Origin of the sequence: Methylorubrum suomiense (genome assembly GCF_022179765.1) — a bacterium.
GTDB classification, from domain to species: Bacteria; Pseudomonadota; Alphaproteobacteria; order Rhizobiales; family Beijerinckiaceae; genus Methylobacterium; species Methylobacterium suomiense.
This window is the reverse complement of record NZ_BPRE01000001.1, coordinates 388,993-411,399: the sequence shown is the minus strand read 5'-3', so window position 1 is coordinate 411,399 and position 22,407 is coordinate 388,993. Positions and strand designations below refer to the sequence as shown.

At 70.6% G+C, this 22,407-nt stretch carries 21 protein-coding genes; 9 read left to right on the top strand and 12 right to left on the bottom strand.

From position 1 onward, the window contains the following. Window positions 1-112: 112 nt before the first annotated feature. Window positions 113-973 (top strand): alpha/beta hydrolase, encoded by an 861-nt coding sequence (locus MFF26_RS01955; RefSeq protein ID WP_137829527.1) that lies wholly within the window; start codon window positions 113-115, stop codon window positions 971-973. On the opposite strand, the gene MFF26_RS01950 is transcribed toward MFF26_RS01955, so the two are convergent. The 4 genes from MFF26_RS01950 to MFF26_RS01935 all read right to left on the bottom strand — a co-directional run bounded on the left by MFF26_RS01950 (window position 964) and on the right by MFF26_RS01935 (window position 4,540). Then, the gene (locus MFF26_RS01950) at window positions 964-1,908 is read right to left on the bottom strand and encodes a MarR family transcriptional regulator (RefSeq protein WP_137829528.1); all 945 of its coding nucleotides are present in this window, start codon (window positions 1,906-1,908) and stop codon (window positions 964-966) included. The two genes, MFF26_RS01955 and MFF26_RS01950, sit on opposite strands and share 10 nt — an antisense overlap. 161 nt (window positions 1,909-2,069) lie before the next feature. Further along, a complete protein-coding gene (locus MFF26_RS01945; RefSeq protein ID WP_137829529.1) occupies window positions 2,070-2,267 on the bottom strand; it encodes a hypothetical protein in 198 nt (65 codons plus the stop codon). Between the two features lie 77 nt (window positions 2,268-2,344). Then, complete coding sequence (locus MFF26_RS01940; RefSeq protein ID WP_137829530.1) at window positions 2,345-2,851, bottom strand: CYTH domain-containing protein; 507 nt, start codon at window positions 2,849-2,851, stop codon at window positions 2,345-2,347. Window positions 2,852-2,989: 138 nt separating this feature from the next. Beyond that, window positions 2,990-4,540, bottom strand: coding sequence for a CYTH and CHAD domain-containing protein (locus MFF26_RS01935; protein ID WP_238307413.1), 1,551 nt, complete (start codon window positions 4,538-4,540; stop codon window positions 2,990-2,992). Between the two features lie 396 nt (window positions 4,541-4,936). Here MFF26_RS01935 and rpe point away from each other — a divergent pair, with 396 nt between their 5' ends. Beyond that, a complete protein-coding gene (gene rpe, locus MFF26_RS01930) occupies window positions 4,937-5,620 on the top strand; it encodes a ribulose-phosphate 3-epimerase (RefSeq protein WP_137829532.1) in 684 nt (227 codons plus the stop codon). Next, window positions 5,614-6,372 carry an HAD-IA family hydrolase gene (locus MFF26_RS01925; protein ID WP_137829533.1) on the top strand — a complete coding sequence of 253 codons (759 nt, stop codon included), beginning with the start codon at window positions 5,614-5,616 and terminating at the stop codon, window positions 6,370-6,372. The genes rpe and MFF26_RS01925 overlap by 7 nt, the downstream gene beginning before the upstream one ends. A 57-nt stretch (window positions 6,373-6,429) precedes the next feature. Here the strand turns inward: MFF26_RS01925 and budC are convergent, their stop codons facing one another. From budC to MFF26_RS01910, 3 genes are all read right to left on the bottom strand, one after another. Continuing rightward, window positions 6,430-7,194: a meso-2,3-butanediol dehydrogenase gene (budC, locus tag MFF26_RS01920; RefSeq protein WP_137829534.1), complete on the bottom strand. Its 765-nt coding sequence runs from the start codon at window positions 7,192-7,194 to the stop codon at window positions 6,430-6,432. 156 nt (window positions 7,195-7,350) lie between these two features. Beyond that, window positions 7,351-8,262: an alpha/beta hydrolase gene (locus MFF26_RS01915; protein WP_137829535.1), complete on the bottom strand. Its 912-nt coding sequence runs from the start codon at window positions 8,260-8,262 to the stop codon at window positions 7,351-7,353. Window positions 8,263-8,657: 395 nt separating this feature from the next. Continuing rightward, complete coding sequence (locus MFF26_RS01910; protein ID WP_210236202.1) at window positions 8,658-10,121, bottom strand: MFS transporter; 1,464 nt, start codon at window positions 10,119-10,121, stop codon at window positions 8,658-8,660. A 119-nt stretch (window positions 10,122-10,240) separates the two neighbouring features. Between MFF26_RS01910 and MFF26_RS01905 the strand changes: the two genes are divergently transcribed. From MFF26_RS01905 to MFF26_RS01890, 4 genes are all read left to right on the top strand, one after another. Continuing rightward, window positions 10,241-10,864, top strand: coding sequence for a TetR/AcrR family transcriptional regulator (locus tag MFF26_RS01905; RefSeq protein WP_137829537.1), 624 nt, complete (start codon window positions 10,241-10,243; stop codon window positions 10,862-10,864). Window positions 10,865-10,908: 44 nt separating this feature from the next. Next, a complete protein-coding gene (locus MFF26_RS01900; RefSeq protein WP_171015466.1) occupies window positions 10,909-11,361 on the top strand; it encodes a GNAT family N-acetyltransferase in 453 nt (150 codons plus the stop codon). A gap of 209 nt (window positions 11,362-11,570) precedes the next feature. Further along, window positions 11,571-14,870 carry a helicase-related protein gene (locus MFF26_RS01895; RefSeq protein WP_238307412.1) on the top strand — a complete coding sequence of 1,100 codons (3,300 nt, stop codon included), beginning with the start codon at window positions 11,571-11,573 and terminating at the stop codon, window positions 14,868-14,870. 43 nt (window positions 14,871-14,913) lie between these two features. Next, on the top strand, window positions 14,914-15,351 hold the full coding sequence (locus MFF26_RS01890) for an RNA polymerase sigma factor region1.1 domain-containing protein (protein ID WP_137829540.1): 438 nt from the start codon (window positions 14,914-14,916) through the stop codon (window positions 15,349-15,351). A gap of 15 nt (window positions 15,352-15,366) precedes the next feature. On the opposite strand, the gene MFF26_RS01885 is transcribed toward MFF26_RS01890, so the two are convergent. Then, window positions 15,367-16,524, bottom strand: a complete 1,158-nt coding sequence (locus MFF26_RS01885; RefSeq protein WP_137829541.1) for a GNAT family N-acetyltransferase — start codon at window positions 16,522-16,524, stop codon at window positions 15,367-15,369. Window positions 16,525-16,526: 2 nt separating this feature from the next. Further along, window positions 16,527-17,927, bottom strand: a complete 1,401-nt coding sequence (locus MFF26_RS01880) for a lipopolysaccharide biosynthesis protein (protein WP_137829542.1) — start codon at window positions 17,925-17,927, stop codon at window positions 16,527-16,529. Window positions 17,928-18,522: 595 nt separating this feature from the next. Here MFF26_RS01880 and MFF26_RS01875 point away from each other — a divergent pair. Next, on the top strand, window positions 18,523-19,695 hold the full coding sequence (locus MFF26_RS01875; RefSeq protein WP_137829543.1) for an aq_1923 C-terminal domain: 1,173 nt from the start codon (window positions 18,523-18,525) through the stop codon (window positions 19,693-19,695). A gap of 91 nt (window positions 19,696-19,786) precedes the next feature. After that, complete coding sequence (locus MFF26_RS01870) at window positions 19,787-20,182, top strand: hypothetical protein (RefSeq protein WP_238307411.1); 396 nt, start codon at window positions 19,787-19,789, stop codon at window positions 20,180-20,182. Window positions 20,183-20,574: 392 nt separating this feature from the next. Here MFF26_RS01870 and MFF26_RS01865 read toward each other — a convergent pair whose 3' ends face one another. The 3 genes from MFF26_RS01865 to MFF26_RS01855 form a co-directional block, all read right to left on the bottom strand. Further along, complete coding sequence (locus MFF26_RS01865) at window positions 20,575-21,084, bottom strand: hypothetical protein (RefSeq protein ID WP_137829544.1); 510 nt, start codon at window positions 21,082-21,084, stop codon at window positions 20,575-20,577. Beyond that, window positions 21,074-21,943, bottom strand: coding sequence for a hypothetical protein (locus tag MFF26_RS01860; RefSeq protein ID WP_171015467.1), 870 nt, complete (start codon window positions 21,941-21,943; stop codon window positions 21,074-21,076). Before MFF26_RS01860 ends, MFF26_RS01865 begins: the two co-directional genes overlap by 11 nt. 121 nt (window positions 21,944-22,064) lie before the next feature. After that, window positions 22,065-22,277 carry a hypothetical protein gene (locus tag MFF26_RS01855; RefSeq protein ID WP_137829546.1) on the bottom strand — a complete coding sequence of 71 codons (213 nt, stop codon included), beginning with the start codon at window positions 22,275-22,277 and terminating at the stop codon, window positions 22,065-22,067. Window positions 22,278-22,407: the final 130 nt, after the last annotated feature.

The window sequence follows — 22,407 nt, the reverse complement described above, 5'->3', positions numbered from 1 at the left end:
ACACATCGAACGCGGCCGATGGAGGCCGCGGCCGGTCACTCTTGCGGGAGTGCCCCTACCCATCGCTAACCGTACGCATTATTCATGATGCGTCCGTTGCAGCCTCGGGTTCATGCGCCTCTTCGGCCTCATCGTTCTGGCCCTTGCCGGCCTCTACGGCCTCGTCGTCCTGTCGCTCGCGCTGGGGCAGAGGCGGCTGATCTATCCCGGGGCATGGATGGCGACGCCGTCCGTCGCCGGGGCGGTCGCCGGAACCGAGACGATCACCCTCCGCACCTCGGACGGCCAGAGCCTGCACGCGCTCTGGCGTGCACCGCGGCCAGGCTGCGGCGTCGTGGTGAGCTTTCACGGCAATGCCTCGATCCCCGAACCCCATGCCCAACGGTTCTCCGAAGGGGTGTGGCGACAGGGCGGCTGGGGCATCCTGGCGCCGACCTATCGGGGTTATCCGGGCTCCACCGGCCGTCCGAGCGAGGACGGCCTGATCCGCGACGGGGTGGCCGCCTATATCGCGGCCGCGGAGCGGGCACCGGGCGCCCCGATCCTGCTGCACGGCCATTCCCTCGGTGCCGCGGTCGCCGTCGCTGTGGCGGAGCGGGCGCCCCATCTCGGCCTCTACCTCGAAGCGCCGTTCGACTCGCTGAGCCATCTGGTCCATCTGCGGTTTCCGTTCGCGCCGAGCCGCTGGCTGCTCGCCGATACCTACCGCTCCGACCAGCGCATCGCCGGCCGCACCGAGCCGGTCCTAATCGTCCAGGGGGTGGAGGATCCGGTGGTGCCGGCCAAGCTCGCCCGCCGTCTCGCCGACGCGGCGGGCCCGCAGGCCGAGTTTCTCCTCATCCCCGGGGATCACATGTCGATCCTGGGGGAGGCCGACGCCCGGGCGGAAGCGCAGTTCCGCGCCCGGCTGGAGGGCCGTTGCGCCGGCGTGCCCGCTACGGCGGCGGTGCCCGACCCGCTCGCTCAGCCATAGGCCCGCAGCGGCGCTGCCTCCAGCGCCTGCAGCGCCATGCGGTAGGTCATGTCGTGCGAGGACAACGTGTCGGCGATGAAGCGGTCGAGGGCCGTCATGCCCCGCGGCGTCAGGCCAAGACCGGTCCGGGCGGCGCGAGCGACGAGGCCGTGTTCCTCCCCCGCCGCCAACACGTTGCGGACATGCGAGCGGGAGAAGCCGAAGCGTGGCCGCAGCCCGGCAAGATCGCCCTCGCGCACTGGCGCCGTGGGGGCGGTATGGGTGGCTTCCCACAGCAGCAGCAACACCCGCACGCCGTTGTTCATGGAATGGAACGGCAGGAGGTCGGTATTGGCCGCCAGGAAGCGCCCGATGACCGGAAACATCGTGGTGGAGGCGCCGCGCTGCGCCCGCTGAAAGGCCGGATCGCGGGTCAGGGCAAGCCCGTATCCGGTTTCGGGATAGAGCAGCCGGAGCGCACCGTAATAGGCGGCGAGGACCTCGCGGTCCCAGGCCAGAAGGGCTGCGGTAGGGCGCAGCAGGCGCACCCGCCCGTCCGCGGGCGAGCGCTCCATCGTGAGGTAGCCCGTCGCGACGAGGCGGGCGACGATCTCGTCGATCTGCCGCGGGCTGGTGAGGCCGAACACCGAGACGGATTGCTTGAACCGCGCGAGGGTCGGCCACGTCGCTCGATCCGCCGGATCGAACACGGCATCGTTGCAGACGATGGCGCCGAGGGCGGCGACGCGGCCCGCGGTGCTCTGCCAATGGCCCGGCAGGACGGTGAGTTCGTAATGCGCCATCGTGGTGGCGATGTAGACGGGCCGCATCTGCGCGAAGCCCGGATGGGCCAGCACTTCGCCGGTGGTCCGATGGTCGATCTCCGGGATGAAGCGCCGGAACAGGGAATCGTCCGGCTCGGCCGCCTTCCCATCCTCCTCCTGGTTCTGCTGCACGTGTCGTCTCGTCGCCCCCGCCGGAAGGGTGGCGAACCGTCGTCTCGCGTCCTGCCGGGCGGCTCGGCCAAGCAAGGCGGACAGCCGCCGCGACGCGAACGCCGCGGCAGCGTCACTGTTCCCCGGGGCGCGTTCGAACGTCCTCGGGGATTCCTGAGCGGTCAGGGATTCTTGCGCCCACGGTGATCCGGATCGACGCCGCCTTCCGGGGTCGTCTCGTTCTCCACATCGCCCTCGAACGTCGAGTCGGCCTCCAGATCCGCCGGGTCGGTTCCGGTCAGACCCCTGGACTGGCCGATACCGGGATTGCCCTTCAGGTCGGCATCGGTCGGCGTGTCCGTCTTCAGATGCTTCGACATCGCGGATCTCCTTGTCGCGTGAGACCGGGCAACCGCATCCGGCCGGCGCCGTTCCAGGCTGCGATGTCGCGGTGACCTCACAGGACGGCGGACAGAACCTCATCGAGGGTCACCGTGCGTCCCGCCTCGCGAGAGAGACGCAGCAGGGTGGATTGGCGGAAGCGCGGGTCGGCGGTGACCTCCCGGCCGAGCCAGCCGGGGGTGGAGAAGGCCTGCGCCTCCTCTTCCAGTTCGACCTCAGCCAGGATCATGCCGGCGAGGGCGCCGCCGTAGACATCGACCTCCCAGACGAGGCCGCCATGGAGCACCCGGTGGCGGGTTTTCTCGATCAGGCAGGTGTCGCAGACCAGGCGCAGCATGGCCTCCCCGTCCGCCCAGGGGATCTCGTACTCGAATTCCGGCCGGCCGAGGCCCTTGCGCTCGCCCTTGACGGTGAGGAAGGCGCGCTCGTCGTCGAGCCGCACCCGCACCTTCCCGTTCTCGAATTGCCCGATCAGGCCGTCCGTCAGCCGCCGCCGGCCGATCACGCCCGCCTTCCAGCCGTCATCGACGACCAGAAACTTCCGCTCGATCTCGAAACGCATCACAGGTGGTTCGCTGGATGACGGAACCGGCCCGCCTCCTTCAGCCGGATCCGACTAGGGCAAAACCCGATTGTGCGCCATCCGGTGCCGAGCTCCCGGCGAATGCGGCCGGCGCGGGGCTTGCCGCCCGGTCGCCGCTCAGCGCCAGAACGGCTTGGCATCGATCAGTTCCGCATGGGCCTCCGCGGCCTGCTCGAGCAGATCCGCGCTCCGGGCCTCGATATCCGCGGCGGTCATGCCGGCAGCGAACAGGGTCGAGGCGCCCGCCTCGATGCCGCCCTCCCGCACGACCTCGTCGCGCACCACGTCGTGGGCGGTGGCGATATCGTTGAGGGCGCCGAGTTGGTCCTGCAGGCCCGACAGCGCCTTCCCGAAGGCGGCGTGGCGCCGGGCGGCCTTGCGGCCGGGATAGAGCGTCGCGAAGAATTCCGCGCCGTAGCGCAGCTTCTTGGCGGCGATCCGCACCCGGTGGCGTTCCTCGGGGCTGAGGCGGTCGAGATGGCGGCCGCGCTTCTTCACCTGTCGGCGGCGGCGGTCGAGTTCGCGGTCGGCGAAGTCGCGGGCCGGCTCGTCGCGACGCACCGGCCGGTCGCCGCGTTCGTCCCGCAGCCAGGGGCCGGCATTGATCCAGCCGATCAGATCCAGCAACAGCGAGCGCCACGCCTCGGAATCGAGCAGAACTTCGACCTCGGCATAGGCCTTGCCGCGCGCTTCCTCCAATTGCCGCTCCAGGCCGAGCAGGCCGACCTCGTCGGGATGGCGCTCCCGCTCGGCCGGCAGGGTCGTGCTGAGGAAGACGTCGAGGTTGCGCGCGCGTCCCAGCGGCTCGGTCATCCGCTTCAGGTCGGCCTGCAGCCGCTCGCCCATCGCGTCCTCAACCAAGTCGCCGAACAGCGAGAAGGCCGAACGCAGGCGCCGGATCGCCACCCGCATCTGGTGGAGCGCGCTCGCGTCCCGCCGCTCCAGCAGGATCGCCTCGTTGAGCCGCATGTGGCGCAGACAGGCATGCGCGATGGTCCGGAAGGCGTCGGCGGCGGTCGCCTCTTCCCGCAGCGGCACCGGCTCCGCCTTGTGGACGCGATCGATGTCGCCGGACGCCAGGGCGTAGCCCCGCTCGGCCTTGGTGCGCACGCCGAGCCGCACCGGGACCAGGGCGCCGACCGCGTGGGCCAGGGCGAACAGGTCGCTGGCCTCGCCGTCCTTCAGTTCCAGCTCGATCTCGCAGATCGGTGCGATCCTGTCCCCGGCGGCGGGCGCCTCGACGCGGCCGACATCCAGGGCGATCTCGATCGTGGAGCTGCCCTGCCGCACCAGGAAGGTCTTGCGCGTCACGGCGGTGGTGAAGAGCGGCTCCAGCACGGCATCCCGTTCGAGGATGTCGGCGAGCGGCGTGTCGGCCAACAGCCCGAGATCGGGTTGCGCGCCCGCGATCGGGTGCTCCCATTCGGGCCGCGCGAACAGGCCGTCGCCCTCCCCCTTGAGGGTCTGGACATGGCGGTCGCCGATCCGGCGGACCCGCAGACCGAGACCGCCCGCCCGCAGAGCCCGGTCCGGCGTATCGTAATAGACCGAGGCAAGTTGTGCCTCGCCGCGCTCGGAGGCTTCCCGCAGCAGCGGATGGTCTTGCAGCTGGGCGATGTCGGACACCTCGCATTCCAGCTTCAACTCGATCTCCCGCGGCTCGCTCATCCGGTTCGTCCCGATCCCTGTTCCGTGTGTCTTCTGCCGCGGCGCGGCAATGCCTTCCACCTCGCTCAACGCGGCAGGATGCGGATTGGATCGGGTGCGCGACCCGGCTCCGTCCACGCCCGGCCCGACCGACACGAGACGCGCCGCGCGGCGTCGGGGAGACGGCTTTATCGGGAACTCATGACGAAGAGATCGCCATCGGGCCTCACCCGCGCCGACCCGCTGGGCTAAGGACGCCAGATGTTCCGCGATCGCCGCCCGTGCGATCGGCGCGAAAGTCCACTACATCCGTGCCGCCGGTCGCCCTAGACTCTTCGTGGGTGACCGTCCCCCGGACGGCGTGTCTCGTCCCGAGCCGCCGCACCGCGCCCGTTCCGAGCCTGCCAGAGCCTGCCCATGACCCTCATCGCACCCTCGATCCTCGCCGCCGACTTCGCGCGCCTCGGCGAGGAGACGCGGGCCATCGCCGAGGCCGGGGCCGACTGGATCCATCTCGACGTGATGGACGGACACTTTGTGCCGAATATCAGCTTCGGTCCGGCGATCGTGAAGGCATTGCGGCCCTGGACCGACAAGCTCTTCGACGTCCACCTCATGATCGCGCCGGCCGATCCCTACCTCGCCGCCTTCGCCGAGGCGGGCGCCGACGCGATCACCGTCCATGCCGAGGCCGGTCCGCATCTCCACCGCTCGCTCCAGACGATCCGGGGATTGGGCAAGCGCGCGGGCGTGGCGCTCAATCCCGGCACGCCCGCCGCCATGATCGAGCCGGTGCTCGACATGGTCGATCTCGTGCTGGTGATGACGGTCAATCCCGGCTTCGGCGGCCAGAGCTTCATCGGCTCGGCACTGGAGACGGTGTCCCGGGTCAAGGCCCTCGTGGGCGGCCGCTCGATCGGCATCTCGGTCGATGGCGGCGTCACACCCGAGACCGCCGGCCCCGCCGCCGCGGCCGGCGCCGACATCCTGGTCGCCGGCTCCGCCGCCTTCAAAGGCGGCCCGGCCGCCTACGCGGCGAACGTTGCGGCGATCCGCGCGGCGGCGGAGACGGCCACCGGTCGGGACGGCGCGCGATGCTGAAGGCCCTGATCTTCGACGTCGACGGGACCCTGGCCGAAACCGAAGACCTCCACCGGCAGGGCTTCAACCGTGCCTTCGAGACCCTCGGTCTGCCCTGGCACTGGTCGCCGGAATTCTACGCCGATCTCCTGAAGGTGATGGGCGGCAAGGAGCGCCTCGTCCACTACATCGAGCGCTTCCATCCGGACGAGGCGGAGGCGCTGAAGGCTCGCCTGCCGGAGATCCACGACCTCAAGACCTACTATTACGGCGAGCTTGCCGAGGGCGGGCAACTCGGGCTGCGGCCCGGAATCGGACGGCTGGTCGGTCAGGCGCGGGAGCGTGGCGTGCGGCTCGCCGTCGCCACCACGACGAGTCGGCCGAACATCGACCTGCTGCTCCGCCTCAATTTCCCCGGTGCCCATCCGTTCGACGTGATCGCGGCGGGCGACGAGGCGGCGCAGAAGAAGCCTGCTCCCGACATCTTCGCCCTCGCGGTCCACCGCCTCGGCATCGATCCGTCGGAAGCCATCGCCTTCGAGGATTCGGCCGCCGGCATCCGCTCGGCGCTCGGCGCCGGCCTGCCGGTGCTCGCCACCCGCAGCCGCTACACCCACAGCCACGCGCTGGACGGTGCCTTCTCGGCAGTCTCCGATCTCGGCGAGCCGGGAGCGCCCCATACCCACCTGCACGGCGTCGCGTGGCCGGGCGGGGTCGTCACCCTCGACGCGCTCGCCGACTGGCACGCCGGCCACCTGCACGGCGCCGCCTGACGCGCCCGGACCAACCGGGCCCGGGAACATCGTGCGCTCCTCTGTGTGAGAGCCGTCTCAGCTGAGCGCCGGCTGCCCGTTGGAGGCCGAGAGGCCGCCATCGACCGGCAGGTTCACGCCGGTGATGAAATGCGCATCCTCGCTCGCCAGGAAGGCGATGGCGCCGGTGATGTCGTCGGGCTTGGCGCCGCGGCCCATCGGGATGCGCTCCTCGAACTTGGCGACGAGTTCCGGCTGGTCCTGCATGCCGGCGGTGAAGGGCGTGTAGACCAGGGACGGATTTACCGCGTTCACCCGGACACCGCTCTTCGCCTCGTCCAGGGCGACCGCGCGGGTGAAGTTCGTCACCGCGCCCTTGGCGGCACAGTAGAAGCTGTGGTTCCAGTCACCGCCCAGGCCGGAGACCGACGAGACGTTGACGATGCAACCCCGGCTCTGGCGCAGATGCGGCAGGGCGAAGCGGGTCATGTAGAACACGCCGTAGAGGTCGGTCTCGATCACCACCGAGAAGTCCTTCAGGTCGCCCTCGTCGACCTTGCCGAGATGATCCTTGCCGGCATTGTTGACGAGCACGTCCAGCCGGCCGAATTGGTCGATCGCCGCCGCGATCAGCTCCTTGCAGCGATCCGCGTTCGACAGGTCGGCGGCGTGCACGAGCGTGTCCTCCGCGCCGATCTCACCCGCGACCTTGCGCAGGCCGTCCTCGTTCAGATCGGCGAGGACGAGCTTGGCCCCCTCCTGCCCGAAGCGGCGCGCCGTGGCCTCGCCGATGCCGGAAGCGGCGCCCGTCACGAGCACGACCTTGCTGGAAAAACGACCCATGATTGTCCCGCTTCCCTCCGACCGATGCCGGGTTCGCTGCAATTCCGGCTCAACGGGAGGCGGTCAGGCGGGTTCCGGCGGCGAAATCACACGTGAGGGAGGGAGAAGGGGCGAGAGCCGGATCGTTGCGACCGTTGTGGAAACCGAGGTCGACCCTCAGCGTCCGTTCCACGGTCGCCGCATGAACGCCGCGAGGGCATCCACGACACCGGCAGCGAGCGGTTTGTCCGGCTCCCCATAGGTCGCAACATTGGCCGCTTGATCGTCGGACGCGACGCGCTTCAGGACATGGTTCGTGTCCGGGAGAAGGACCAACTCGGCATCGGGGCGCGCCCGGTGCAAACGTTCCGCGTCGGCCCGCCCGACCTGGATGTCGCGCAGACCCTGGAGGATCAAGGTCGGTCCCGGAGTGGTCGCGATCAGTTCGGCGGGATCGTGTGCGAAGGCGCTGATCAGGAAGCCTTGTATCTCGGGCCGAAACAGCGGCTGCAAGGCTGGATCGATGTCGTCCGATGCCACCCGCTGCCCGACCTCAAGCTGAGCGATGACGGCCTCGGCGCGTTCGCGGATCGGTGCGTTGGCAGGGTTGCCGGCGATCTGCGCGCGGAGCACGTCGCCGAGCTTGCGCCCCATCGCCGAGACGAGCAGCAGCCCGCAGAGGTCGGCCCCTTGCCGGGCGGCGACCAGCGCGGCCAGGGCACCCTCGCTGTGCCCCAGTACCCAGACGCACGGCGTTCCCATCTGCTCCCGGATGGCGGCGGCCCAAGTCCGAATGTCGGCGGCGTAATCCTCGACGGTGACAGCGTTGGCGTCCGGGACGGCGCGCGCGCTGCTGAACAGGCCGCGCTTGTCGACGCGAACGCTCCTGATCCCGCGCGCGGCCAGCCCCTCCGCGATCAGGCGGTACGGCGATGCCCGGATACCGAGCGGGTTGTTGCCGTCACGGTCGGTCGGTCCTGAGCCCGGAACGATGAGGACGACGGGGCCATCGGCGTCGGCGGGTCCCGACACCGTTCCCGCGAGCGGCCCGGCGGGGCCCGGTGCCTCGATCGAACCCGAATCCCGCATCGGCGCTGCCTCCGAACGGGCTATGGCCAAGGCCATCAGGCAGGCCACAACCCAGCATCTCGGCCTTCGCTCCAACCCAACGGCCCTGCTCTCGACGGGATCGGCCGGGACGGCATGAGCGCCGCCCGCATCCGGCAGCGTAGCACGGGGATGCACCGGTGGGGCCTGCCCGGCGGTCGATGTTCGCCCGCGCCATCGGTTCCGTCCGAGGGCCGCCGGATCGCCGGCCATCGGCCGATGCCATGGCCGTAGCCCGGGTCGATGCGCGATCAGCACCAGCACCCTCGTGCGATCAGGGGGCGCTCATCGGTGAGCGGCATTTTCCCCCTGAAGGGCATGCGTGACGATGGCCGACCTCCTGCGGCGACATCCGTCGGCCAGCGGAGGGCCGGCGATCATGTCGGCAGCTTCCGCGGCAGCCACAGCCCCGCTGCGACCGCCACCAGCAGCGTGGAGGCGCCTGCGAGGCCGGCCACCGCGTGTAGCCCGGTGACGAAAGCCTGCTTCGCTTGAAGCGCCGCCTCGGGCGGAAGGCCGGGGTGAGCCAGCGTCTCGTTCAGTGTGCCGGCTAGGCCGGGGCCGAACAGCCGGAAGCAGAGGGCGGAAACGGACCCGAGCAGAGAGATGCCGAGTGCGTTGCCCAACTCGTTGCTCGTCTCGGCGATCGAGCCGGCCGCACCCGCCCGTTCGGCGGGCACGGCGGACACGGCGATCTCGGCGACCAAGCTGAACGACAGCCCATAGCCGAGACCCGCCACGATGGTCGAAGCGATGAGGGCGGGACCGCCCGTCTCGACCGTGGTGAGGAGAAGCAGGAGCACGCCGGTGCCGATCAGGGCGTGCGTTGCCACCAGCGCGGCTTTGCGACCGACGCGCTCGACGATTCGGCTGGTGCCGATGCAGGTGACCGTGAGCGTGATCGCACCGGGCAATGTCAGGAGCGCCGCGGCGAGCACCGGATGGTCAAGCACCGCTTGCAGGTAGATGCCTGAGAGAGAGCCGGTCGCCGACCAGACGACGAGCGACAGCAATCCCGTGAGGATGGCGATGGTGAAGACCGGATCGCGGAACAGGTTGAGATCCAGCAGCGGATCGTCGATCCGTCGCTGCCGGTCGATGAACAGCGCCAGCGCGCCGAGGCCGAGGCCGCCGACGAGCGCCTGTCGGCTGCCGAAGCCGTCAGCGGCCGCCGTCTTCACCGACCAGACGGTGAGCAGGAGCCCGAGGAAGGAGAGGAGCAGGCTCGCAAGATCGATCCGGCCGCTGCCGGCGTCGCGCACCTCGCGCAGGAACACGGGCGCCGCCACGAGGAAGACGACGACGACGGGAACGTTGATGAGGAACACGACGCCCCACGCGAACGACTGGAGCAGCAGGCCGCCGAGCACGGGGCCGATTGCGAACCCGGCCGCGAAAGTCGCCGCGAAGAGTCCGATGGCCTGCGCTCGCTCGCGAGGATCGGGGAACAAGGCGCTGACGATCGCGAGGCCGGAGGGCAGAAGCGTCGCGCCGCCCAACCCCATCAACGCCCGGCAGGCGATCAGCGCTGCGGGCGTTTCCGAGAACGCCGCGCCGAGCGAGCCGAGCCCGAAGACACTCGCGCCGATCATGATGAGTTTCAGCCGCCCGTGTCGGTCCCCGATGGTGCCGAATGCGATCAGCAGCGCACTGACGAGAAAGCCGTAGATGTCGAGGATCCAGAGTGTCTGATCCGCCGTCGGTTTCAGCGCGGCCGTGACGCGCGGTATCGCGAGATAGAGTACCGAGCCATCCATCGCCACGAGCAGCACGAGGCTGAGGACCGTGAGGAGCCCGAGCCACGATGACCGGCGGGACGGCAGCGCGATGGCATCGATCATGGGCGGGCTTCTCCGTACGATGGACACACGACCGCCCATGCCGCGCGGATCGCTCCGGCGGGTTGCAGCCCGATGCCCAATGCTATATACTAAAAGTAGGCTACGATCGGTATATAGGGATGTCAACCGCACCGTCGTCATCGCGCCGTATCCGCCTCAGCCGAGAGGACCGGCTGATCCAGCTCCTCGACGTCGCCTGGCGCATCATCCGGGAGGACGGCACGGATGCCCTGACCCTCGGCCGGCTCGCCGAGCAGGCCGGCGTCGCCAAGCCGGTCGTGTACGATCATTTCGGTACGCGCAGCGGTTTGCTGGTCGCGCTCTACGAGGCGTTCGACCGGCATCAGACCGCCATCATGGATGCGGCCTTGGCCGGCGCCGGGCCGACGCTTGCGGAGACGGCCGCCGTGATCGCCTCGTCCTACGTCGATTGTGTTCTCACGCAGGGGCGCGAGATCCCCGAACTGCTGGCGGCGCTCGCGGGATCGCCGGAACTGGAGGCGACGAAACGAAGCTACCTGGCGGCGTTCATGGAGAAGTGCCGAGGGGCGCTCGCTCCCTTCACGAACAGCCGCACCCTCGCAACGGCCAGCCTCTGGGCGATGCTCGGAGCGGCCGAGGCGCTGTCGAAGGCCGCCGTTACCGGGGAGATCACGCCCGAGCAGGCCAAGGATGAGCTGCATCGGCTGATCGTGGCGACGGTCGGGAGGGATGGAAGCGTAGAGATTGTCCCGGCTCGTTAACGCGAAGCGGGCTCCGATCGATGGGCGAGGGACAGCCTGGAACGATGACTGTGAACCTACGCCCGGCCACGTCGGTCGATGCCGTGGATGGCAGTCGCGTCCTGCGGCGCGCGATTGTCGAACTCTGCCATGCCGATCACGGGGGTGATCCGGCTCTGATCGCGGCCTGGATCGCCAACAAAACCCCTGAAAACTGGCTGGCGTGGCTGATGCAGCCGGGCGCTTCGCTTTTCGTGGCCGAGCGCTCGGCCGCGCTGGTCGGGGTGGGGATGGTCGATGCGGGTGGGATGATCCTCCTCAACTACGTTGCACCCGAGGCGAGGTATCGGGGGGTGAGCACCGCGTTGCTCAAGGCGATGGAGCAAGCCAGCATCGAACGTGGCGCGACCGCCTGTCGGCTGGAGACCACGAAGACCGCCAGACCTTTCTACCGAAGCCGAGGTTATGCGCCTGTCGTGGCGGACACTCCGATGATCTTGGCCAAGAACCTCGCCTGAAGTCCGCTGGGGATCCCCCGGCCATCGTCCCGGAAGTCGTGGGAATGGGCCCTCGCCCCGGCGCCGGCCCGAATCACCTTTCCATCCACCGCCCGGCGCAACGACTCTGTGGACCGTGACGAAACGGAAGGGGACGGCGTGGGACCCGGCCGGGCCGAACGGCGTTTGGAGGGGAGCCCGGTCCTGAACCGGCTCATCAGGGATCCTCGATGGCCAAGTCCAAGCCCGCCCCGCGCCGCAGCGACGCCCCGGAGCCGAACGCCGTCCCGCTGGTCCCCACGGGGGCGCTCGCCGTCTCTCTCCTCGGCCTCCTCGACGGACCTCGGCCGCTCGTCCACGTGGCGCGCGACGGGCGCAGGCTCGACGAGGTCGCCGCCATCCTGCGGGCGCTCGCGCCGGAACGGCAGATCGCCGTCTTTCCCGAATGGGATTGCCTGCCCTTCGACCGCGCCTCGCCCTCGCGCGGGGTGATGGGAACGCGCGCCGGCGTGCTGCGCTGGCTGACCGACCGGGACGCCCTGCCCGACATTCTCCTGACCACGGCACCGGCCCTGCTTCAGCGGGTGCCACCGGCGCAGACGTGGCGCGAGGCCCATGTCGAGATCCGCGTCGGCGACCGCCTCGATCCGGAAGCCCTGACCGCACAGTTGCGGCGCATGGGCTACCATCTCGACGACCGGGTGGACGAGCCCGGCGAGGTCGCGATTCGCGGCCGGACCATCGACGTGTTTCCCGCCGCCGCGCCGCTGCCCTGCCGCGTCGAGCACGCGAACGGGCGCGTCGCGGCGATCCGCTCCTACGACCCGGTCTCGCAGCGCTCCCGCGTCGAGACCGATCGGCTGGTGATCGATCCGGCCACCGAGATCGTCCCCGGCCCCGATTCCGACATCGCGGTGACGCCGTTCATCGGCGAGGAGCACCGGCTGGCCCGCTATTATCCCGCGTTGTCGACGGTGCTCGATTACGTGCCGGAGGCGCGCCTCGTGGTCGAGTCCGGTGTGGAGGGCCGCGTCTCCGCCGCTTTCGAGCAGCTCGAGGAGGCACGGGACGAGCTTGGATCGCCGGGCGCCGAGAGCGACACGCTCTATCTCGACCCCTCCGATTGGGCGGATCTCGTCGCCCGCCACGGCATCGCCACCGCCGATGCGGCGGAGGGCGAGGCGGTCGCGCTGTCCCCCTTCGTGCGAGAGAGCCGGCCCGAGGCCGCCTTCGCCCGGACGTTGAAGGAGCGCCTGAAGGCCGGTGACCGCATCGTCCTGACGGGGCCCAAGGCACCGCTCCGCCGGCTCGTGCGCGCCGCCGCCGAGCAGGACGGACGGACCCTACGCCTGATCGACGGCTGGAGCGAGGTGGCGGCGGCCGCGCCCGGCGCGATGCTGGCGATCGAGACGCCGATCCAGGCGGGGTTCCGGGTGCCGGAGGTCGGGGCGACCGTCATCGCCGCCGCCGACCTGCTCGGCGGATCGGATGCGGGCACGCCGCGGCAGGCCGCGATTCTGCCGATCGGCGAGGTCGAACTGCGGATCGGCGACGTGGCGGTGGACCGCGATCACGGCCTGTGCGTGTTCGAGGGCTTGGACGCGCTCCCCGGCGACGATGCCAGCGAGGGGGGCGGCGAGGATGCCCTGCGTCTGCGCTTCGCCGACGGGGCGATCCGCATGGTGCCGGCGTCCCAGGCCGACCGCATCTGGCGCTACGGCTCGGAGGTCGAGGCCGTTTCCCTGGACCGCCTCGACGGCGGCAGCTGGGGCCGGCGGCGGTTGGAGACGGAAGCCACCCTGGCCAAGGCCGCCCGCGCGATGCTGAAGGCCGCGGAGGAGCGCCGCACCGCCCGCGCCCCGCGCCTCGTCCCGCCGCCGCGGGAGATGGAGCGCTTCGCGGCCGGTTTCGGCTTCGCCCTGACCGGCGATCAGGCCAGGGCGGTCGAGGACACCCTGGCCGATCTCGCCACCGAGGTGCCGATGGATCGGCTGGTCTGCGGCGATGTCGGCTTCGGCAAGACAGAAGTGGCCCTGCGCGCGGCGGCGGCGGCGGTCTTCGCCGGGCGACAGGTCGCCGTCATGGCGCCGACGACGGTGCTGGCGCGCCAGCATGCCGAGACCTTCCGGCGGCGCTTCGCCCGCTTCGGCATCGCGGTGGCGCAGCTGTCGCGGCTGGTGGCGCCGGCGGAGGCGCGACGGGTGCGCGAGGGCCTCGCCGACGGTTCCGTGCGCCTCGTGGTCGGAACGCAGGCGCTCGCCGGGCGCGGCGTGCGCTTCCACGATCTCGGGCTGTCCATCATCGACGAGGAGCAGCGCTTCGGTACGAAGACCAAGGCGTCCCTGCGCCGGGCCGCGGGCACCGCGCATCTCCTGACGCTGAGCGCGACGCCGATCCCCCGCACCCTCCAGGCGGCGATGGTGGGTCTGCAGAGCCTCAGCGTGATCGCCACGCCCCCCGCCGTGCGCCGGCCGATCCGCACGGTCATCGCGCCGTTCGCGGACGATACGCTGCGCGCCGCGCTCAACCGCGAGCATGCCCGCGGCGGACAGAGCTTCGTCGTCTGCCCCCGCATCGAGGACATTGCCCCGATGGCCCGGCGCCTCGCCGCCCTCGTGCCCGATCTCGACGTCGTGACGGCGCATGGCGAGATGAAGCCCGCCGAGATGGACGCCGCCATGGTCCGCTTCGCCGACGGCGAGGGCGACGTGCTGCTCGCCACCAGCATCATCGAGAGCGGCCTCGACGTGCCGCGCGCCAACACGATGCTGGTCTTCGACGCCGAGCGGTTCGGGCTGGCTCAGCTGCATCAGCTGCGCGGGCGGGTCGGGCGCGGACAGCGGCGAGGCAGCGTCCTGCTGTTCGGTCATCCGGACAAGCCGCTGAGCCCCAGCGCCGAGAAGCGGCTGCGGACGCTGGAGGCCCTCGACCGGCTCGGCGCGGGCTTCGCCATCGCGGCCCGCGACCTCGATCTGCGCGGAGCGGGCGACCTCGTCGGCGAGGCCCAGGCCGGACATGTCGCCCGCGTCGGCCTCGGGCTCTACCAGCACCTGCTGCAACTGGCGCTGCGTGCCGCCAAGGGCGAGCCCGCCGAGGATTGGAGCCCGGACCTGCGGATCGGCGTGAGCGGGCGGGTGCCGGCCGACTACATCCCGGAACCCGAAATCCGGCTGAGCCTCACCATCCGCCTCCTGCGCCTGCGCAGCCGCAACGAACTCGACGCCCTGCGCGACGAGGTCGAGGACCGGTTCGGCGCGCCGCCGGAGCCGGTCGAGGCCCTGTTCACCTTGGCGGCCCTGCGCATCGGATGCCTCGGTCTCGGCATCGCGCGCCTCAGCGGCGGCCCCCAGGGGATCGCCGCCGATTTCCACGCCGACCGGGCGGTGCCGATGATGCCAGTGTCGGACGCCGTGACGCTGCGCGAGCGGCGGGTGGTCTGGCGCCGGGGTGGCGGCGATCCCGCCGAGCGCGCGCGTCAGGCTGCCGCGCTTCTTCGCCACTTGGAGAAGGCAGGAGCGCGGCACAGGTGACGGCAAAGGCCTGCGCGCCGCAGGACCTCGCGTCAGGAGCCCCATGTCGACGATCGATCGCGCCACCCTCGACCGGCTCGTCGCTCTCGGCCGCGCGCGGGGCGAACTCTCCGCCGACGATCTTCAGCGGTTCCTGCCGATCGATGCGATGGATGTGGACGCCCTCGTCCTCGTGATGCTGGAACTGGACGCGGCGGGCGTGAGCGTCGAGCCGGAAGCGTTCGGGCCGCGGGGCGAGCCGCCGGTGGGGCCGGTGCCCGAGCTGCCTGCCCCCGCGCGGGGCGCCCCGGCCCGAAATCCGGCCGTGGAGGCGGCCGCGCGAACGGGGGCATCCGGTTCCGCGCGCGGTGCCATGAATGCGGGAGCGGCGACCGGCACCGCCTCGGCCGGATCCGCGGAGGCGCAGCCGGCCGACCGGATCGTGCTGTTGGCCGGGCTCGTGGCCTTCGTCGTTCTGGCGGGCGGGCTGCTGCTCCTGTGAGCGCCCGGCGCGTGCCTATCGCCGCCCGATGAGCCGCTTCATCTCCGCGCGGGCGCGATGCTCGAAGCGTGCGAGGTCGGCGCGCCGCTCCAGCGGGAACAGGCTGGCGCCGGGGGGCAGGGCCAGGATCTCGGCGATCCGGGCCCGCTCGGGATAGAGATGCTCCAGGGGCGAGCCGGGCAGCGTCGCCGAATCGAGCCGATCCGCGAAGGCGGTGTCGTGCAGGGCGCGCACGATCTGATCCTCCAGCACCAGCCCGGGAGCGTAGCTGCGCAGGGTTTCGTCGTAGGCGATCTTCAGGAGATAGGCGGTGCGCCCGGCCACGAGGGCGAGGCTCGCGGCGATCACCCGGCCGTCGAGCCGCACGCAATCCGCCCGCACCGTCGGCGGGTCGGCCGGTGCCGTCTCGTCCTGCCGGAACAGGGCGCGGGCGAACAGGGCGCTGTCCGGGCGGCTTGCCAGGGCCGTGCCCGCGGCGCCCTTCCAGCCGGCGGCCTCAAGCTCCAGGAAGGCGTCGAGCGCCCGCTCCAGCGCCGGCCCCGTCGTCGCCACCTCGAAGGTCAGCGCCCCCGCCTCCCCGAGGCGGCGGCGGCGGCGGCGCAGATCCTTGAGGCGGCTCTTGTGGGGATGGTCGGCGAGGAAGGCGGCATGGTCCGCGCGCCGGTCGAGGACCGGGCGCTCGAAGCTCCCCACGGTGGCGACCTGCCAGCCGGCCCGCTCCATCGCGGCGACCAGCCCCGCGCCGAGACGGCCCTCGACGGGGAGCAGCGGCCAGCGCCAGCAGCGTCCCCCCGAGGCGCGGGCGAGGCCCGTCACCAGGGCATCGAGCCGGTCGTCGAGATCGGGACCGTCGGCGACGAGGGGGGTGGTCTCCGTCACGTAGGGGGAGAGGAAGGGCTGCGCCACCGCGCCGCCGAGCCCGGCGATGTCGGCCCGCAGGACGAAGGGCAGCAGCGCCGACAGACCGTCGGGACCGCGCACGGTGACCGCGGCGAGATCCGCCGGCCCGAGCCCGCTCGCCCGATGCGCCTCGACCGGGCGGCGGGCGTAGAACGGATGCGGCGCGACGGCGTGCCGGGTAAGGGCGTCCCAGGCTACCGCCTCGATGGCGGCGACGGGTTCGATGGCGGCCTCGAACGGGACCGGCGGGGCGGAGCGCAGCGGGAGGCCCATGGTCAGGCAGCACCGTGGCCGCGGGTGAAACTTGGGAGGAAGGGGAGGGGGAAAGCGGGTGTCGCGATCCCGTGCACGGCATAGGCGCCCGCCGCCATGGCGAGCCCGCGCAGCGCGCTGGCGCCGGCCATGGCGAGCGCCGCCCCGATCACGCCGAGCCAGGGAATGAGGACGAGGCAGAGCAGGACCGCGAGTGCCAGCATGGCCACGGTGATGGCGACGCAGAGCCGTTCGCCGCCGAGCATGGTCAGGATGTCCTCGCCCGGTCCGAACAGGCTCGCCGTGACGCCGCCAGCGACCAGGATCGCCAGCACCGGCAGGCTGTCGTGGAAATCGGAGCCGAACAGGCCGAGCAGCAGCGGGGCGGCGGCGAGCACGCCGAGGCCGACCAGCGCGGTGCCGAGGAAGGTCCAGCGCGCCTGCGCCCGCACCAGCCCGGCGAGCCCGGCCTCGTCGCCCTCGGCGCGGGCGGCGGCGAAGCGCGGCGCGGTGGCCGCCGAGGCGGCGTAGGCGACGAAGACCACGAATTGCTGGATGCGGGTGGCGGCGAAGTACAGGCCGACCGCGGCGGGCGGGGCGAGGAAGCCCAGCAGCACCACGTCGATGAAGCCGAAGGCGCTGGTGGCGAGTTCGGCCGCCGCGATCGGCAGGCAGGCGCCGAACCAGATCCGCCAGCGGTAACGCCGGGGGCCGGCGGGGAGGTGGCGGCGCAGACGCGCCAGCAGCAGGACCCCCTGGATGGTCGCCGCAATGCCGGTGGCGACGAGGGTGCAGGCGATGGCGACCCAGGCATGGGCAGGGGCGCCGAACAGGACGGCGCCGGCCATGCCGACCATGATCAGGCCCTGCCGCATCAGATAGGGCGGGGCGATGGCGAGCATCGGCCAGCCCTGGCTGCGGGCCACCCCTTCGAGATAATCCTGGAAGGCGAAGAGCGGCACGACGAGGACCGCGACGAGGACCGGGCCGCCATAGGGGCCGTCGAGCAGATCGTGCCGGATCTCGGTGAGGGCGAGACCGGCGAGGGCGAGACCCAAGCCGCCCGCCGCGCTGGCGAGCGCCCCGCCCAGCAGGAAGCCGCGCACCGCGTCGAGATGGCCGCGGGCCCGCTCGACGGGCAGGAAACGGCAGGCGCCCTGGGCAAGCCCCAGGGTCGCAGTGTGGCCGAGGATCGCGATCCAGACCCAGACGGTGGCGAAGATGCCGTATTCCGCGCCGCCCATCATCCGGGCCATCAGCACCTGCGCGAGATAGGCGCAGCCGGCGGCGGCGATGCGCAGGCCGAACACGCCGACCGCCGCCCCACCGACGCCCGATCGGGCCGCCAGCAGCCGGGCGCGTGCCCGCTCGGGGAGAGACGGGGCGCCCCGGAGGGAGCCGGCCGCCAACTCGTCCGCCGCCATGGCTGCACCCTCCCGCGGCGCCGGATGCGGGAAGGCCGACGCGCTCTCGGTTCACCCTAACCAGGGCGGTGTTTCAACCAGGTTAAGCCGCGCCTCGGTCCCGTTCGGTCTTCGCCGTCCGGTTCGAGGCTTCGCACCGTCGTCTCCCTGACCGGCCCCGGGTTTTTTGCGGTCGTCCATCCTTTCATCTGTCGGGACTTCCAGGAAACCGAGAGCGGTTCGATCAACATTTCGGTCGCAACTACGGTGCACTGCTTTCGAGCATCGCTCTCTTGTCTGCCCCCAGCGGCTCTACGGCCGATGAGCTTCCGATTTACAGTTGATGGGGGGATTTGTTTTGGATATGCCCGCTGCAGCTCGGTAATACGGGTCAATTGTTCACAATTATATTGATTTGGTTATAGAAGGCGGCTCGAAAACCGACATGACGAAGATTGATAAAACGCGCCATTCAATGATTACGGCTCGATCATTCTTTCATCGCATGGCTAGAGCGTCGGCGGTCGGTTCCCGTGCCCTGTGCCGAGTCAAGCTTGGCCATGAATCCGCCGGAGACCGTACGAAGCGGGGTCGCGCCCGCTTCTTGATAGGGGCCATGCTCATCCTCGGTGCCGGCCCCGCCGCCGCACTCGACGGCCAAGATCTGCTTGCGAAGCTGCGCCTGCAAACGGAACGATCCGGCTTTGTCCTGGCGGCCGAACGCGTCGAGGAAGTCGGGCGCAACCTTGTTCTGCGCGGCTTGCGGATTACGGCGACCGGCGGTCTCGATCTGCCGCCCCTGGAGGCCGGCGAACTGACCCTCGAAGGCGTCACGCCGCGCGCGGATGGCGGCTACACGATCGAGCGCATCGCCGTGCCCGACATCGCCATCGACGACGAGAAGAGTCACTTCGTCCTCCGCAACACGGTCTTCACCGGCTGCCAGATCGCGCCCAAGCCCGAGGGCCGGGCGTTGCAGGATCTGACCTATTGCCGATCCTTTGCGATGGGCCCGGCCGAGATCGGTGCCGGCGGTGTTCCGCCGGTCGCGACCTTCCAGCGGGTGACCTACGCGGTTCGCGAGCAACCCCGAGACACCGGCCTGACGTTCGAGTTCCGGGCGGACGGCCTTTCGTACAATTTCGAGGCTCTCGGCGAGGCCGCCAACAGCGAGGAATGGAAGAAGGTCGGCCTTCCAAAATCGCAGGGAAGCGCCGGCCTGAAAGGGCGCTGGTCGCTCGCGGACGGCCGCCTGGTGCTCGAAGAGGGGCAACTGGCCATGGACGGCTTCGGGCGTCTCGCCGTCGCCTTCGATCTTTCCGGTTATACGCTGGACGCGCTCTCCAAGATGCGGAAGGCGGTCGATCCGGCCACGATCGATTCACGCGATACCACCCGGAAGCCGTCGGTCGCCGCGCAGGCGGCCATGCTCCAAATGTTCGCCGGATTGACGATCAACGGCGCATCCCTGCGGTTCGAGGAGGGCGGCCTCACGAAACGGCTCTTCGCCTTCCTGGCCGAAAAGCAGAGTTTGTCGCCGCCGCAGCTCGTCACCGTCCTCAAGATCGCTGCCGCGGGTGAGGTCACGAAGCGCGCACAGATGCTCGGGCAGCCTCTGTCGGAGGCCGCTCTGCGGGCCGCCAATGCCTACCTCTCGGATCCGCGATCCCTGACCGTCACCCTCGCCCCGGCTTCCCCCGTGCCGGCCATTGCCCTCCTGATGGCGGCCCAGGGCGAGCCGGAGAAGCTGGTGACGCTTCTCGGCGTCAAGGCCCGGGCCAACGACTGATCGCCCGCGCCTCGCCGGATCGGCTCATCCGCCCCGATCCGCTCGCGAAAACGCCGCGACCCGACCCCTCCCATCGACCGAAGGAAACATCATGACGTGGATGCCGGCATTCCTCTTGGCCCTCGCCCCCTATGCCTTGGTCCCCAGTGCAAGCGCCTCGGCGCAGGACAGCAGCCGTGCCTACCTCGAACACAGAAACGATCTCGGCCTCATCGCCTATTGCAGTGACAAGGGGTGGCTCCCGGCCGATTCCGCGCAATTCTTCGAGATTGGCATTGCGGAGATCTACGGCAAACCATCTCCGACCCCGAAGGGCGATCTTCACGAGCGGAAGGGCCGCGAGGGCATTTCCTATCTTGAGGGCGAGGAGCAAACCCTCGCGGAACTGGCCGCCAAGAACAATGTCGAAGTTGCCGAGGTGTGCGAGCAGTACAAGGTTCAAATCAAGCTTGGAAAAGCAATCGCCGCCGGCAAAAAAGCAAAATGAACGAGCTTTTCCTATAGAGAGGCAGTCAGTGCTGCGGGCGGATGCGGAGCGCGTCGGGTCGCGGTGATCGCCCCAGGGAACCCTTTCGCGGAGTTGACCGGGAGGCCGAAGAGTCCGGCCTCGACCTGGGCGGCGGCCCCACCTCCGAGAGGAAGCGCCGCCCGACCGGGCCATCCGCACCTGCGCGAGATCGGCGCCCGCTCGGGGAGGGACGGGCCGCCCCGGAGGGAGCCCGACGGCTGACTCGTCCGCCGCCATGGCCGCGCGCTCCCGCGATGCCGGATACGGGAAGGCCGATGCGCGCTCGGTTCGACATCACCCGGGCGGCGTTTCGACCAGGGCAAGCTGCGGGACGGCCTCTCTCTGACCTGCGCCGTCGCCCGGTTCCCCGCTCAAGTCTCCGCCCAAAATTTCGCCCAGGCCGACGCGTCGAGATCGCAGGCTCCGGCCGCCAGCACCGCGTAGACCCGCTCGCCTCCGGGCCCGGCGGGGTCCGCCGAGGCGAGGCGCAGACGTGACAGGAGGTGGGAGGTCCAGGTCGCCCAGCCCGGCTGGTCCGGGTGGGCGCGCCCTCGGAACAGGAAGGAGACCTTGTCCCCCGATCCGGCAAGGCGGAAGATCAGGTCGCGGTGATAGCCCTGGGTGGCCACGTTCGCGAGCAGCACGCGGCAGCCGTCGCGCGCCCCGGAGGCCGCCGGCAGGTCGACGAGCCCCGCCTCCACTTGCGCCGAGAACCCCGCCTCGGCGAGGAAGGCCCGCATGCCCTCGCGGATTGCGTCGTCGCCCGCTTGGCTCGATGCGCGGGCCTCGGGCAGGGTCCAAAGCTTCAGCGGCACCGAGGCCGCGAGCAGGACGAGGAGGAGCGCCCGGAGAACGGATCGCGTCGAAACTCTAGGCCGCATGGCGCGCCATCCGGCGAACGGTCGGTGGGGAGACTTCCCGATCGTGTCGGCACATTCCGAATTCGAAGACGCAGAGCATCACGGCCACGAACAGCCAGTTCGCCACGCTCGCGCCGAGGCCGCCATGCAGCATGTCGTGATGCGCCGGAAAGGCGGCGATCAAACTGATGCGGCCGACATTGAGGGCAATGATCAGGCCGGCGCAGAGCCCGCACCAGGGCAGGCCGCGGCGCAGCCCGATGCCGCGTAGCGTGCAGAACATCGTCCAGCACAGGACGACCAGGGAGAGGTTGAGCATCGAGGAGCAGCTCGACTCGATCCAGAGATGCGTGCGTCCGTCGGCGAGGGCGAGGGTGTTGCCGAGCCGCGGCAGGCCGAGCACGGCGCTCACGAGCATCGCGTCGAGGGTCAGGACGACCCCGCTGCACAGCGACAGGGCGAGCTTGCCCCAGAACATCGGGACGCCGACGGCGAGGAGCAGCCATCCGCCCCGCGCGGCTGCGGAGTCCCGCGCCGCGTGCGCCACGACGTTGAGGGCCATCAGCGTCAGCCCGATCCAGGCGACATGACGGAGCGGGACGAGGATCAGGGCGAGGACGGCGAGGTGAATCGCGAACTCGGTTCGTCGCATCCCCCGGTCGGGCTCGGCCGCCAGCAGCCGGGCGACGAGTGCCAGGGCGATCCAGACGATGGCGCTGATGCCGAAGGTTCCCATCACCGCACCGGACAGACCCGATGCCGCGACCGCGTCGCGCACCGGGTGGAGAAGGGCATTGAGGAGGCCGACGACGAGCAGGGCGAGACGCGCCTCGCGCTCATTGAGCAGCGCCTTCCGGGCCGCCGGGGCATCGGACGCCACGCTTGTCACCATCCGCTCCGCTTCCGCCACGACGGCACCAAACGGCGCAGCGCCCGAACGCGCCGCGCCGAGATCCGCCGATTGGCCGCTCGCCTCAGAGATTCTGTTCCTTGGCCCTGACTTATTGGGCGTCCGACTTGGCGGCGCGGCGGCGCATCAGCATGTAGGCGCCGGCGGCGACGAGGAACGGCAGGCCGACGGCCGCCTCCGGACCGGGCGCGCCGCGGCCGCCACCGAACAGGCCTCCCAGGAAGCCGCCATGACCGGCGGCGGCCGGCGTGGCGGCCAGCGCGACGATGCTGGCGATGCCGACGATGTTGAGAATTCGCTGCATGTTTGCCTCCTCCGAGCCCATGCTCGAGCAACACTTTGCTTAGCCTGAGTGCTGCGGAGGCTCATCGTGGCGGTCTACGTAGCCGGGCCACCGATATGACGTGAGGCCGTCGCCGTCGAAAACGCTCGCG

What these genes read in the sequence shown, in the direction of transcription:
- MFF26_RS01925 (WP_137829533.1), top strand. Translation starts at nt 5,614, where the DNA reads ATGCTGAAGGCCCTGATCTTCGACGTCGACGGGACCCTGGCCGAAACC.
- MFF26_RS01955 (WP_137829527.1), top strand. Translation starts at nt 113, where the DNA reads ATGCGCCTCTTCGGCCTCATCGTTCTGGCCCTTGCCGGCCTCTACGGC.
- MFF26_RS01915 (WP_137829535.1), bottom strand. Translation starts at nt 8,262, where the DNA reads ATGCGGGATTCGGGTTCGATCGAGGCACCGGGCCCCGCCGGGCCGCTC.
- MFF26_RS01900 (WP_171015466.1), top strand. Translation starts at nt 10,909, where the DNA reads ATGACTGTGAACCTACGCCCGGCCACGTCGGTCGATGCCGTGGATGGC.
- budC (WP_137829534.1), bottom strand. Translation starts at nt 7,194, where the DNA reads ATGGGTCGTTTTTCCAGCAAGGTCGTGCTCGTGACGGGCGCCGCTTCC.
- MFF26_RS01890 (WP_137829540.1), top strand. Translation starts at nt 14,914, where the DNA reads ATGTCGACGATCGATCGCGCCACCCTCGACCGGCTCGTCGCTCTCGGC.
- MFF26_RS01855 (WP_137829546.1), bottom strand. Translation starts at nt 22,277, where the DNA reads ATGCAGCGAATTCTCAACATCGTCGGCATCGCCAGCATCGTCGCGCTG.
- MFF26_RS01865 (WP_137829544.1), bottom strand. Translation starts at nt 21,084, where the DNA reads ATGCGGCCTAGAGTTTCGACGCGATCCGTTCTCCGGGCGCTCCTCCTC.
- rpe (WP_137829532.1), top strand. Translation starts at nt 4,937, where the DNA reads ATGACCCTCATCGCACCCTCGATCCTCGCCGCCGACTTCGCGCGCCTC.
- MFF26_RS01870 (WP_238307411.1), top strand. Translation starts at nt 19,787, where the DNA reads ATGACGTGGATGCCGGCATTCCTCTTGGCCCTCGCCCCCTATGCCTTG.
- MFF26_RS01875 (WP_137829543.1), top strand. Translation starts at nt 18,523, where the DNA reads ATGCTCATCCTCGGTGCCGGCCCCGCCGCCGCACTCGACGGCCAAGAT.
- MFF26_RS01895 (WP_238307412.1), top strand. Translation starts at nt 11,571, where the DNA reads ATGGCCAAGTCCAAGCCCGCCCCGCGCCGCAGCGACGCCCCGGAGCCG.
- MFF26_RS01945 (WP_137829529.1), bottom strand. Translation starts at nt 2,267, where the DNA reads ATGTCGAAGCATCTGAAGACGGACACGCCGACCGATGCCGACCTGAAG.
- MFF26_RS01935 (WP_238307413.1), bottom strand. Translation starts at nt 4,540, where the DNA reads ATGAGCGAGCCGCGGGAGATCGAGTTGAAGCTGGAATGCGAGGTGTCC.
- MFF26_RS01910 (WP_210236202.1), bottom strand. Translation starts at nt 10,121, where the DNA reads ATGATCGATGCCATCGCGCTGCCGTCCCGCCGGTCATCGTGGCTCGGG.
- MFF26_RS01885 (WP_137829541.1), bottom strand. Translation starts at nt 16,524, where the DNA reads ATGGGCCTCCCGCTGCGCTCCGCCCCGCCGGTCCCGTTCGAGGCCGCC.
- MFF26_RS01905 (WP_137829537.1), top strand. Translation starts at nt 10,241, where the DNA reads ATGTCAACCGCACCGTCGTCATCGCGCCGTATCCGCCTCAGCCGAGAG.
- MFF26_RS01880 (WP_137829542.1), bottom strand. Translation starts at nt 17,927, where the DNA reads ATGGCGGCGGACGAGTTGGCGGCCGGCTCCCTCCGGGGCGCCCCGTCT.
- MFF26_RS01940 (WP_137829530.1), bottom strand. Translation starts at nt 2,851, where the DNA reads ATGCGTTTCGAGATCGAGCGGAAGTTTCTGGTCGTCGATGACGGCTGG.